Genomic DNA, 12,664 nt, shown 5'->3' with positions numbered 1-12,664 from the left:
CCGGAGACATGCAGCGTCATTAGCACCTACCGAGAACCCAAGGAGAACCCCCCATGACCGATACCTTGATCAAAGTCGACCTCAACCAGCCTGTCACCGAAAACGAGCAGATCCACAACCGCTGGCACCCGGACATCCCGATGGCCTGCTGGGTCAAGCCGGGGGATGATTTCATCCTCGAAACCTACGACTGGACCGCTGGCGCGATCAAGAACGACGACGATGCCAGCGACGTGCGCGACGTCGACCTGACCACCGTGCATTACCTGTCCGGGCCGGTCGGTGTGCATGGCGCCCAGCCCGGCGACCTGCTGGTGGTGGAGCTGCTGGACATCGGCGCCCGAGCCGATTCGCAATGGGGCTTCAACGGCTTCTTTTCCAAACAGAACGGCGGCGGCTTCCTCACCGAGCATTTCCCCCTGGCGCAGAAATCCATCTGGGATTTCAAAGGCATGATGACCAGCTCCCGGCACATCCCCGGCGTCGAGTTCGCAGGCTTGATTCACCCCGGTCTGATCGGCTGTCTGCCGGATCACAAGATGCTCGCCGAGTGGAACCGGCGCGAGCAGGAACTGATCGACACCGACCCGGACCGCGTCCCGGCCCTGGCCTGTCCGCCCTGCGCCAGCACGGCGCACCTGGGCAAACTCAAAGGCCCGGCCCGCGACCTGGCCGCCGCCACGGGCGCACGCACCGTGCCGCCCCGTGAGCACGGCGGCAACTGCGACATCAAGGACTTGTCCCGGGGCTCGAAAGTGTTCTTCCCGGTCTACGTCGACGGCGCGGGTCTGTCCGTGGGCGACCTGCACTTCAGCCAGGGCGACGGCGAAATCACCTTCTGCGGCGCCATCGAAATGGCCGGCTGGGTGCACATGCGCGTCGAGCTGATCAAGGATGGCATGGCCAAGTACGGGATCAGAAACCCGGTCTTCAAACCCAGCCCCATCGTGCCGAACTACAACAACTACCTGATCTTCGAGGGCATATCGGTCGACGAAGCCGGCCAGCAGCACTACCTGGACGTCAACGTCGCCTACCGCCAGGCGTGCCTGAACGCGATCAACTACATGACCAAGTTCGGTTACTCCCCGGCCCAGGGTTATTCGCTGTTGGGCTCGGCACCGGTGCAGGGTCACATCAGCGGCGTGGTCGACATCCCCAACGCGTGCGCCACCTTGTGGCTGCCGACCGAGATCTTCAAATTCGACATCAACCCCAACGCCAATGGCCCGACGAAATTCATCGACGGCACCGTGGATTTGCCGATCGCGCAGGATAAATAACGCCGGGCTGACTCCCGACCTGCAGGCGCGAATGATCCGCGCCTGCAGCATGCACTCTGACGAGAGGATTTGAGCCATGCCCCTGTACGAATACGACTGCCCTGACTGCGGGGATTTCACTTCGCTGCGGCCCATGGCCGAGAGCGCGCTGCCGTGCGAGTGCCCGGCATGCGGCGCATCGAGCCTGCGGGTGATTCTGTCCGCGCCAGGGCTGAGCACCATGCCCGGCAACACCCGCACCGCCATCGCCCGCAACGAGCAAAGCGCCCACGCGCCAAAAACCATGGACCAGTACAAAGAGAGCCGGGGGCACCCCAGCGGCTGCAGTTGCTGCGGCCCGACGAAAAGACTCGAACCGACCAAAGCCAATCCCCACGCCCTGAAAGGCAAGCCAGCGGGCCGACCGTGGATGATCAGCCATTGATCTTTAAACGGAATCTTTATAGGGGACTGATTTATTTATCGCGCTTCTTTGATAAATCAATCTGTCCCCGAGGAAGGTAAACGAGCCGGGAGACAGATTAACTTACGGTGAAGCGCTGTAAATAAATCAGTCCCCTCCCCACTAGTTCCCTCCGCACTTACGACTCGAGATGACAGCGCACGGACTCCTCACTGCCTTTTACCGGTAATAACGCCTGGGGCTTTTCGCAGCCGTGGGTGGCTTTCGGGCAGCGGTCGCGAAAGTAACATCCGGTCGGCAACGTGCGATTGCCCGGCAGCTCGGTCGGCGCCGACACCTGCGCGTCGTCCACCGCCACCCCCAGACGCGGCACCGCCTCCAGCAACAGCTGCGTATACGGATGACGCGGCCGCTCCAGCACTTCCGCCGTCGTACCCAACTCCACAATCTGCCCCAGGTACATCACCGCCACCCGGTCAGCCATGTGCCGCACCACCGAGACGTTGTGGGAGATCAGGATGTAGGTCAGGTCGCGACTGCGCTGCAGCTCGGCCAGCAAATTGAGGATCTGCGCCTGCACTGAGATGTCCAGTGCCGAGGTCGGTTCGTCGAGGACGATGATGTCCGGGTTGGACGACAAGGCCCGGGCAATCGCAATCCGCTGACGCTGTCCACCGGAAAACTGATGAGGAAAGCGATCAAGGTATTCCGTGCGAATACCCACCTGAGCCGCCACCTTCTCCGCGATGCCACGCATGTCGTGGCGCGGCGCCGATCGCTGAACGAACAACGGCTCGGTGATCACTTTCCACACCGGCAGCCTGGGGTCGAGGGACGACTGCGGGTCCTGAAACACAATCTGCACGTTGCTGCTTCGTTCCTTGTCGCTGTTGTAAATCCAGTCGAGTCGCCCGGATGTTGGCTTGATCAAGCCCATCAGCAATTGCGCCAGGGTGCTTTTGCCGCAGCCGGATTCGCCGACCACGCCGAGGGTTTCGCCGGCACGAACCTGGAGATCGATGCCATTCAGGGCATGGGCCAAAGCCTTGGGCCGACCGAGCCAGTCCTTGCCCATCGGGTAATGCACGCGCACATCTTGCAGACCGAGGATGGTCGGGCTCTCGCCAGGCGATGTCTGCAGGGCTGAATGGATCATGGCCGCGACTCCTGTGGGGTGGCGTGTAAGGGCGCGCTCAACCAGCAGGCGCTTTTGCGGTCGGCGGCGGCGTCGATGGTCTGCATCGGTGGGCGTTGCAGGCATTGCGCCGTGGCATGGGCGCAGCGATCCAGGAACGTGCACCCTTCCGGCAACGCCGACAGATTGGGCACTTGGCCGGGAATAGTCATCAGGTCCTGGCCCGGTTCGACTTGCTCCGGCAATCCGCTGAGCAGGCCCTGGGTGTACGGATGCCGGGGGTCCGCCATCACTTGCGCGGTGATGCCCTGCTCCACCACTGCGCCGGTGTACATCACGTACACCCGGTCGCAGAACTGCGACACCAGCGCCATGTCATGGGTGATCAGCAGAATCGCCGTGCCCCGCGCCCGGGCCTTTTCCCGCAGCAGCAACAGCACTTGCCGCTGCACCGTGACGTCCAGCGCGGTGGTCGGTTCGTCGGCGATCAGCAATTGCGGATCGCAGGAGAATGCCAGCGCAATCATCACCCGCTGACGCATGCCGCCGGAAAGCTCGAAGGGGTAGCTGTTCATCACCTGCTCGGGGTCGGCGATGTGCATGTCCCGCAGCAACGCGATGGCTTTGGCCTTGGCGTCGGCCTTGCTCAGCCGTTGGTGATGAATGATCACGTCAAGCATCTGCCGACCGATGCGCCGGGTCGGATTGAGCGCGGTCATGGGTTCCTGAAAGATCATCGCGGCGTCACGGCCACGCACGCTCAACAGGTCCTTTTCTTTGGCGGTGAGCATGTCGCGGCCGAGAATGCTCAGGCTGCCACTTTTCACCTCGTAGGCGCGCTCCGGCAGCAGGCGCAGGCTGAGCATCGCGGTGACCGACTTGCCGGAGCCGGACTCGCCGATCACACCGACGATCTCGCCGGGATTGACGTGCAGCGACACGCCGTTGAGGGCCTTGACCGTGCTTTTATAGGCCGGAAATTCAATGCACAGATCGTCGATGACCAGCACCGGGGCCTGCGCGGTAAGGGATTGTTGTGCGGAAGCTTGCATGGTCATTTCCCCTGCTGCCGTGGGTCGAGCAAGTCACGCACGCCGTCGCCCAAAAGGTTGAAACCGGTGGCGGTGATCAGAATCGCCACGCCGGGAAAGGTCGAGTACCACCATTGATCGAGGATGTAGTTGCGCCCGGTGGCGACCATCGCGCCCCACTCCGCCGTCGGCTGTTGTGCGCCCAGGCCGATGAAGCCCAGGGCCGAGGCCATGAGAATGGCGCTGCCGATGTCCAGGCTCAGCTGCACCAGCAACGGCGGCATGGCGTTGCGCGCCACGTGCCAGATGACCATGTGCCAGCGTCCGGCGCCGAAGGTTCCGGCCGCCTTGACATAACCCATCTGGCGGATGCTCAGGGCCTGACCTCGGGCCAGCCGCACGTAGAACGGAATCCGCACCAGGGTGATCGCCAGCATGGCGTTGAACAGGCTCGGGCCCAGTGCCGCGGCCAGGGCCATGATCAGCACCAGCGACGGCACCGACAGCATGATGTCCATCAGGCGCATGATCAGGCTGTCGAAACGCCCGCCGATGATGCCGGACATGCAGCCCAGCAAGCCGCCGGCAAAACACGAAGCGAAGGCCACGAACAGACCGACGCCGACGGATTGCCGGCTGCCGTACAGCACGCGGCTGAACAGATCCCGGCCCACTTCGTCGGTGCCGAACCAATGGGCGGCGGACGGCGCGGCCAAGCGCTGGGTCAGGTTCAGCGCGTTGGGATCATGGGACGCGAGCCAGGGCGCAAAGGCCATCACCAACAGCACTATTACAGTGATCAGCAGCCCGGCCATGGTCAGCGGACTGCGGCGAATCTGATGGGCCAAGTAGGCCCATTTGTCTTGCCAGCGCGAGGCGGCCGGCAGTGGCGCCACGGCGGGCGCGATGATCGGAGTCGTCATGTCAGTTGACCTCGCCAATGCGCGGATCGATCAGGCGGTACAGCAGATCGATGGCCATGTTCAGCAGCACGTAAATGAAAGAGACCATGATCGCGAAGCCCATGACCGCCGGAAAATCCAGCGACTGGATCGACTTGACCACATAGGCGCCCATGCCGGGCCAGGCGAACACGGTTTCCGTGAGCACCGCGCCATAGAGCAAGTCGCCCAGGGTCAGGCCCAGCACGGTGACCGAGGGGATCAACGCGTTGGGCAAGGCATGGCGCAGAATCACCGCCCATTTCGACAGGCCGTAGGCCCGCGCGGTACGGATGTAATCTTCGCCGAGCTGGTCGAGCATGGCCGAGCGGATCTGCCGCGCGACGACGCCGAGGTTGACGAAGCCCAGGGTGATGGCCGGCAGTATCAGGTGCTGCACGGCGTTGAAAAACAGCCCGGTGTCGCCGGCCAGCAGCGTGTCGATCAGGTAGAACCCGGTAACGGTTCGGGGCGGGTCCAGCCCTTCGTCAAGACGACCGCTGCCGGGCAGCCAGTTCAAATGGCCGTAGAACAGCACGATCAGGCCCAGCCCGAGCCAGAACGCCGGGGTCGAAATCCCGGTCACCGCCAGGGTGCGCGCGACTTGGTCAATGAAGCGGTTGTGGTACACCGCCGAGAGTACGCCCAGCGGCACACCCACCAGAATCGACAGGGTCAGGGCCGCCAGCGCCAGTTCCAGCGTGGCCGGGAAGAACGCCTGCAAATCTTCGAGCACCGGGCGATGGGTGCGAATCGACGTGCCCAGGTCGCCGTGCAGCAGGTCGAGCATGTAGCGGCCGTATTGTTGATACAGCGGCAGATCCAGCCCCAACTGATGGCGGATGTTGTCGACGATGGCGTCGGTGGCGCGGTCCCCGGCGATCAGTCGTGCGGGGTCGCCCGGAATCAGGTGCGAGATGGAAAAGGTAATCAGAGAAACGCCGAACACCACCAGCAGCAGGCCGCCCAGGCGTTTGCGCAGCATATTCAGGAAGGCCATGGGGCACCTCGGTCACGCAGTCGATCAATAACGCGAAACAGCTCGCGGACACAGCGCTGCTTCACCGGGCCCCGCCTCCCTTGCAGGGCCCTATGAGTCACAGCGATTTACGGGATGCAGCGCTTACTTGGTGATCGTGCCGACGTTGAACACCTGTTCCAGCATCGGGTTGAACACGTAGCCCTTGACCTTCTCGCTCATCGGCAAGGTGTAGGCCTTCTGATAGAGGTAGGCGTAGACGCTGTCGTTGAGCACGATCTTCTGCGCCTGCTGGTACAGCTCGGTGCGCTTGGCCATGTCGTTGGTGGTCGCCGATTCACGAATCAGCTTGTCCACCGCCGGGTTGTCGTAGAACGAACGGTTGCCGGCCAGGCCTTTCAGCTTCGAGTCAAAGAAGAAGTTCATGAACATGTAGGGGTCGGCGAAGTCCGGGCTCCACGAGCCGATGGCGATGTCGAAATCACCGGTGCCCAGGCGCTCACGCATGCTGGCGTTGGCGAGTTTTTCCAGCTTGAGGTTCACGCCCAGCGGTTGAAGGCCGGCTTGCAGGGTCAGGCCGATGGGCTCCCAGTTCGGGTCCTTGTCGGAGTACATGAACGTCAGGTTGCTGACCTTCGGCGACACTTTCCCAAGATCGGCTTTGGCCTTTTCCATGTCCTGCTTGAACGCCGGCAGCTTCTCGTCGTAGGCCCACATGCCCTGGGGGATCGGCCCGTTCAGCGGCTTGGCTTTGCCTTTCAGGATGCCGTTGATGATGCCGTCGTAATCCAGGGATTCGACAATCGCGCGCCGCGCATCGGGGTTATTCATCGGCGCTTTCTGGGTGTTGAGGTAAAGCAGCGTCACCCGTAGCGACGGGTAATCGCCAACGACGATGCCGGACTTTTTCGCCAGCGCTTCGAGCTGGTCTTCGGGCATGTCTTCGATGATGTCCAGGTCACCGTGCTCCAGCTGCAGACGACGCACGGAAGCCTCGCCGATGATCTTCACCACGACTTTTTTCAGGGTCGGCTTGGGACCGGCGTAGTAGCTGTTCTGCTCCATGGTCAGGGTCTGGCCTTTCTGCCAGTTGACCAGCTTGAACGCCCCCGAACCTGCGGTGTGGTTGGACAGGTAGGCGTCCGCGCCTTCGGTTTTCTTCGCAACGTCCGGGTTGATGATCGCCGCGCCGTTGTGGGCCAGCGTGGAGAGGAACGGCGCGTACGGCGCTTTCAGGGTGAAGCGCACGGTCAGCGGATCGACCACCGACACGGCCATGTCCTCGGGGAAGGCGCCGGACGGGCCTTGCTTGAGCTTCATCACCCGGTCAAAGGAGAACTTCACCGCCTCGGCGTTGACCTCGGCGCCGTCATCGAATTTGTTGCCGGGCTTGAGCTTGAATTCCCAGGTCAGGTTGTCCGCCGAGGTGGTCCAGCTGCTGGCCAGCTCCCCTGCCACTTCGGTGCTGCCCTTGCCGTTTTCGACCTTGTAGGTCACCAGCCGCTGGTACGCCGGGTAGGTCACGGTCCAGTCGTTGTTGTCGATGGTCACGGCCGGGTCGAGGGTCTGCGGGTCGGACGGCTTGCCGATCATCAGGGTGTCCTGGGGCACGGCTGCGCTGGCCGATTGCCAGGCGCCAAGGCCCATAGCGGTGCAGAGGACTGCCATCGCCAGCGTGCGTGGGGTAAGGAGTGATTTCATGCCGGTTCCTTGATCGTTCGATGTCTGAAAGTTCGTCAGGTTTGTTATTGAAGCTATACCGGGCAGTTCAAGCTCACAGGCCTCAGGCCTGCGAAATGGCGCGCCCTGCTCTTGCGAGGTCGGGTGACGCCAGATTCAGCCGGGATTCATGGTTGTCCCGGTCGTGTGCGGTGTTGCGTGATGCGTGATGCGTGATGCGTTTTTAGTGAGCGGGCTGGATCGAGCCGTCGTCGATCAGCGGATAGTCATCGGCGTCGGGCAGTTCGTAGTGCCACCACTCGCTGTCGATGTAGGTGAACCCCGCCGCCAGCATGATCCCCAGCAACAGCAGGCGGTTGCGCTGTATGTCGGCGGGCAGATCAGCGAAGAACTGATGGGACTGCTCGCGCATGTCGTCGAAGCCGGTGCCCATGTCCAGGGCGTAGCCGCTGGCGTCGATCAGGGTCAGGTCCACGGCCACGCCCCGGGTGTGGTGGGAACCCAGGCTGGGGTCGCGCACGTATTCGGGGTTGGGCAGCGCCTGCCACAGCAGGTATTGCGCGTACCCCGGGCGATAGGCGTCGAAGATGCGCAGGCGCAACCCGGCCTGGCGCGCCAAGGTGCTCGCCTTGCGCAGACAGCGCTCGGCGTCGCGATGCAGCAGGCAGCGCGGATCCTGGTAAATCTGCTTGCCGGCGAGGTTGTCGACGCCGGCGTAGATCAGGTCGACCTCGACCTGCAGCGCGTGGACATCGACTTCGACGAGGGGGCTATTCACGTAACGAAACTCCAGATCAGCATGTTCATTCATTATGTATTGGGGGCGATGCTTCCCCCCGTAGGACCGGCTTTAGCCGGGAAGCCTTATCTATTCAAACTGGCCAAACAGTTGTTGCAGCTCACGGTTCTTCGCCAGCCTCTGGTCGAGGCGGTCGCCGTATTTATCGGCGACCGCCGACACCATCAAATTGAACAGGCAGGTCAGCGGCGCCAGGGAATCCCAGAACTGCCCCACATCGGAATTGAGCTGCAGCAGATCGCTCGGGTAATCCCTGGCCCACGGGCAATGAAAATCGGTGATAAAGGCCAGGCCTACGTTCTGCTGGTGGGCGACTTCGCAGAAGGTCCGCGTCACGGCGGAATAGGTGCGGAAGTCGGCGATCACGGCGTAGGGATTTTCGAACTGGGAATTCAGTGATTCGGCGTAGGTGCCGGACAAACCATCGACGTAGTACACCTTGGGCCGGATGTACTCCAGGTGACTGAAAAACGCGTTGAGGATGCCGCGGGTGGTCTGAATGCCGACGATGAACACCGCGTCGGCGCTGTGCAGCCGCTCAACGATGCGGGCGAAGGTTTCGCCACGGGCCAGGGCGTAGACCCGCTGGATCGCTTCCAGCTCACGGTTCATCGAGCGTTCCAGCGCATCGCCCTGGGTGTTTTCTTCACGAAAGGCGCCGAGCCGATCAGTGATCACCCAAGGGCTGGCGCTGTCACCGCGCAGGCTCTGTTTGACGTCGTCGATGTTGCGATAGCCCAAAGAGCGCAGGAACCGTCCGACCGAAATGCCGGTGGTGCCGGTCTGCTGGGCGATGCTGTCAGCGGTTTCGAACGGCAGCTTTTGCGGATTGGCCAACAGGTAGCCGGCGATGCGCTTGCCGGTGGGCGTCAGGTCGCTGAACCGCTGTTCCAGTGCATCGAGGAAGGGACGCTTTTCCATGGGAATTCCGCAGAGGGAGCCGGGTTGCGTGGACCGGGATAATGTTATCCGGCGGTCATTTTGCAACAAGATGTTAGCAACATAACATCGTGTTTCGAGATGGCACAATGATTATTTTTAAGAGATTGGCGAGGGGCAAGCGGCGTGTTTCAGGGTGGTGCGAGGGTGCGGAGGATGCGCGTTTTGGGGGCGAAAAACGGCCACCTGTATCTTTCAGAAAACGAGGGTTCATCTGCAAAAGCGCACTGCAATCACAAATGAACCCATGCTGAGAGGGTATCTATTTATGCCGCGCTCTCGCCGAAGAATCGGAAAAGCACAGCGCGATCATTTCCATTCTCCCGGTAATAGGCCTTCAACAGGATATCCACTCCGTTCTGGATGATAAGCTCAGTGGCCGGTCCGATGTTTGGGTGAACCACTGAACCGTCTGAACCAAACGCCATGTCACGATTCCCGTCTTTCAGCAACCGGATCAATCGGACATCAAGCGCTGTTTGATTATAGGAGATGACCATGCGCTGTTGATCGTCGACCGTCATCAGAGCAAAGGTCTGGATCGACGTATCAACCTCAGGGACGACCAATGGCTGCCCACCGTGGAACGCTGGATCATACCCGCCGTATTGAGTCAGTTTGATAATCACCAGCTTATTCTTGCCGTCACTGTCTTTAATATTCGCCTGAAGCGTTACGCCGTTATCATCGCCGTAACAGACTTTCTTTAACAGGATGTTAGTGACGCCGGGCAACTCAGGGAACTCAGAAAGATCAATAATTTTGCGACCGCCCGCAAACTGCGTGTCGAGCTCGCCGGCCGAGGTATATCGGGAGACAACGCCCAAGACCCTGCCATTGTTGAAATGACCCGCCAGTGTGACGCTGCCGTCGCTGGCCGCTGCATAGTCTGCCCAAACATCAGACGTGGGCGTAATCGCTTTAACCCCGTGATCGCCCCAACCCTTAGCCGGAAGGCCGTTAACGTCGAGTTTGACTAGGTGAAAGGTAGCAACTCTGTTATTGATGAGTCTGCACGGAAATAGAATGCTGCCATCCTGTTGCCGCACGGACGCGCGGACGGAATTCCAAGGGGATGGGTATTCCTTTCTGTCGGTGTCGGCTTCACCGTCTACCTTTAACTTAAACAACTGCTTGCCGCCTTTACCGAACTTGATATCTGGCTTGCCAGTTGCGAATATCCGAATGGCGGCCGGAACGTTCACCAGAGAACCGGTACCTTCTGGCTTCAGGAACTCCGAAACCCCGACGCAGGTGATAGTTGTCTCCTTTTGATCAGTGCTGAAAATAAAACCTTCGCTGTCCAGAACGGTTGGGTAAAGGTCGTCCATAAATGGGAAAATGAAGCGCCCCCCATTGCCAAAATCATGATCCAATGTTCCATCCGGCTTATGACGGCCGATATTACCCTTATACGACCCCCTTTGACCGTTTTGGATTTCGTAAAATTCTTGGTCACTCTTACTTCGCGGATCAGGCACATACAGTTGATAGGGGTTCAGAATATAACCACTACCGTTGAATTCAACATCTCGATCGCCCGCTTGATGAACAGCGTTGGCAGGATTCGCTTTCTTATCACTCATGATCGTTCTTCCTTGAGGATTTAATTGAAACCAAAGACTACCCCCAATCAACATCTCCGTCCACTGAGTGAGATTATTCATATTTTCAATACAGAACTGAAAATATCGAATACAAACAAAGTGTTAGCATCGGTTATAGCGAATCGCAATTATGCCAACTTCGATTCAATCTAGGCAGCAAATAAACATCGCAATAAATGGCAAGCTACTCATGAGTATCTGTTCTAGCAGTCAACGCGTCGGCGCTGTAAAGCTGCTCGACGATACGGGCGAAGGTTTCGCCACGGGCCAGGGCGTAGACCCGCTGTATCGCTTCCAGCTCACGGTTCATCGAGCGTTCCAGTGCATCGCCCTGGGTGTTTTCTTCACGAAAGGCGCCGAGCCGATCAGTGATCACCCAAGGGCTGGCGCTGTCACCGCGCAGGCTTTGCTTGACGTCGTCGATGTTGCGATAGCCCAGCGAACGCAGGAAGCGCCCGACCGAAATGCCGGTGGTGCCGGTCTGCTGGGCGATGCTGTCAGCGGTTTCGAACGGCAGCTTTTGCGGATTGGCCAACAGGTAGCCGGCGATGCGCTTGCCCGTCGGCGTCAGGTCGCTGAACCGCTGTTCCAGTGCATCGAGGAAGGGACGCTTTTCCATGGGAATTCCGCTGATAGAGCCGGGTTGCGTGGACCAGGATAATGTTATCCGGCAATCATTTTGCAACAAGATGTTAGCAACATAACATCGTGTTTTGAGGGCTTACAACGCTTTTTTCAAGAGATTTCAAACGGGGATTTTGGTGATTCAGGGTGGTGCGAGGGTGAGTGGAAATGCGCGATTAGGGGGCAAAAATCGACGCTTTGGCGGGATGAGAATGTGGGTTGCTAGCACCGGCGCCTTCCCGGCTAAAGCCGGTCCTACAAAGGGCGCGCGGTGTGTCAGCGGGCCTGGACCAGCCGAGATATCGCCGGTGCGACTGGATGCATGCGATTTATTGGTAGGACCGGCTTTAGCCGGGAAGAGGCCTGTGTGAACACCCCCGATTTTTTGACAAACCACGCTCTTTAGTTCCTGAAAATCCTATGCAGGGACAAGGCTTAAGTAAGGTGATTAAAAAGATTTTTTAGTTGTATATCTATACACCTGTCACCTTTGACAGTAGACATCGACACTTCAACTAAATAACTTGGATTCTGCACAGGGAGCAATAGGCAGTCACCGGTAACAGGTAAAGCCATTCCCTGATTGATGATTGTGAATCTCTATCCGGAGCAACCACCGATGGCAAACTTTAAAGTGACTCTAGTGGACCCGACGGGAATTAAACAAACGCTAAACGTACCCGAAAACCAATACATATTGGAGGCAGCGGAAGACGCGGGAATTGTACTACCCTTCAATTGCAGAGCGGGCGCCTGCTCTAGCTGCACAGCAAAGATAATAAAAGGTAGTGTCAATCAATCCGAAGGTTATTTTCTGCATCCAAGACATTTATCCGATCAATTTGTTTTGCTTTGTGTGGCGTACCCTACCAGTGACTGCGTCATTGAGACCGACAAGGAGGTGGATTTGGAATGATCCAGTCTCATTACTGCATTTGGACAGTGGAGCTGAATAACCGAAGGGTGGCCTAGTGCGATGCTGCAATTGTAAATAAACCTACTTGCAAACCTGTTTTCGTTTAGATCTGGCTTGGCGCGGCGCCATGAATCGAGACGCCGGGCGGCGCCGGTTTTCCCCGAATCAAGGCAGTAGCACGATAAGCTTCGAGCCGCGAGGTACCAGCGAACCTTCGACAGCAGGATACCGCTGGCCCAGTAGGATGCATGCAATCTGTTTAGTGGGATCGGTTTTAGCCGGGAAGAGGCCCGTGTGAACACCCTCGATTTTGCGGGGTAGCAACCG

Annotated in this window: 11 protein-coding genes and 1 pseudogene; 3 read left to right on the top strand and 9 right to left on the bottom strand. The window is 59.4% G+C overall.

Annotated elements, in window-relative coordinates; translation table 11 throughout:
* Positions 1–53 precede the first annotated feature (53 nt).
* Positions 54–1,283: a formamidase gene (gene fmdA, locus ACYASU_RS00940; RefSeq protein WP_463581623.1), complete on the top strand. Its 1,230-nt coding sequence runs from the start codon at positions 54–56 to the stop codon at positions 1,281–1,283.
* Between the two features lie 76 nt (positions 1,284–1,359).
* Positions 1,360–1,707, top strand: coding sequence for an FmdB family zinc ribbon protein (locus ACYASU_RS00935; protein WP_463581622.1), 348 nt, complete (start codon positions 1,360–1,362; stop codon positions 1,705–1,707).
* A 157-nt stretch (positions 1,708–1,864) separates the two neighbouring features.
* Here ACYASU_RS00935 and ACYASU_RS00930 read toward each other — a convergent pair whose 3' ends face one another.
* The 9 genes and pseudogenes from ACYASU_RS00930 to ACYASU_RS00890 all read right to left on the bottom strand — a co-directional run.
* Positions 1,865–2,842: an oligopeptide/dipeptide ABC transporter ATP-binding protein gene (locus tag ACYASU_RS00930; RefSeq protein ID WP_463581621.1), complete on the bottom strand. Its 978-nt coding sequence runs from the start codon at positions 2,840–2,842 to the stop codon at positions 1,865–1,867.
* A complete protein-coding gene (locus tag ACYASU_RS00925; protein WP_463581620.1) occupies positions 2,839–3,873 on the bottom strand; it encodes an ABC transporter ATP-binding protein in 1,035 nt (344 codons plus the stop codon). The genes ACYASU_RS00930 and ACYASU_RS00925 overlap by 4 nt, the downstream gene beginning before the upstream one ends.
* Before the next feature lie 2 nt (positions 3,874–3,875).
* The gene (gene ddpC, locus ACYASU_RS00920) at positions 3,876–4,775 is read right to left on the bottom strand and encodes a D,D-dipeptide ABC transporter permease (protein ID WP_463581619.1); all 900 of its coding nucleotides are present in this window, start codon (positions 4,773–4,775) and stop codon (positions 3,876–3,878) included.
* A 1-nt stretch (position 4,776) separates the two neighbouring features.
* Positions 4,777–5,793, bottom strand: coding sequence for an ABC transporter permease (locus ACYASU_RS00915; protein WP_346628248.1), 1,017 nt, complete (start codon positions 5,791–5,793; stop codon positions 4,777–4,779).
* Positions 5,794–5,916: 123 nt separating this feature from the next.
* The gene (locus tag ACYASU_RS00910; RefSeq protein ID WP_192172215.1) at positions 5,917–7,473 is read right to left on the bottom strand and encodes an ABC transporter substrate-binding protein; all 1,557 of its coding nucleotides are present in this window, start codon (positions 7,471–7,473) and stop codon (positions 5,917–5,919) included.
* Positions 7,474–7,675: 202 nt separating this feature from the next.
* A complete protein-coding gene (ddpX, locus tag ACYASU_RS00905) occupies positions 7,676–8,230 on the bottom strand; it encodes a D-alanyl-D-alanine dipeptidase (RefSeq protein ID WP_463581618.1) in 555 nt (184 codons plus the stop codon).
* Positions 8,231–8,320: 90 nt separating this feature from the next.
* Positions 8,321–9,172, bottom strand: coding sequence for a MurR/RpiR family transcriptional regulator (locus ACYASU_RS00900; RefSeq protein ID WP_463581617.1), 852 nt, complete (start codon positions 9,170–9,172; stop codon positions 8,321–8,323).
* Positions 9,173–9,456: 284 nt separating this feature from the next.
* Positions 9,457–10,776, bottom strand: a complete 1,320-nt coding sequence (locus tag ACYASU_RS00895; RefSeq protein ID WP_463581616.1) for a hypothetical protein — start codon at positions 10,774–10,776, stop codon at positions 9,457–9,459.
* A 232-nt stretch (positions 10,777–11,008) separates the two neighbouring features.
* Positions 11,009–11,416, bottom strand: a pseudogene (locus ACYASU_RS00890) (MurR/RpiR family transcriptional regulator); the annotation flags it as partial.
* Between the two features lie 591 nt (positions 11,417–12,007).
* On the opposite strand from ACYASU_RS00890, the gene ACYASU_RS00885 reads away from it, so the two are divergent.
* Entirely contained in the window at positions 12,008–12,337 is a 330-nt protein-coding gene (locus ACYASU_RS00885; protein ID WP_463581615.1) for a 2Fe-2S iron-sulfur cluster-binding protein, read from the top strand.
* Positions 12,338–12,664 lie beyond the last annotated feature (327 nt).

The sequence above is a fragment of the Pseudomonas sp. HP_12 genome, from assembly GCF_055283955.1.
Note: the sequence above shows the minus strand (reverse complement) of the source record. Positions and strands in the feature narration are given on the sequence as shown.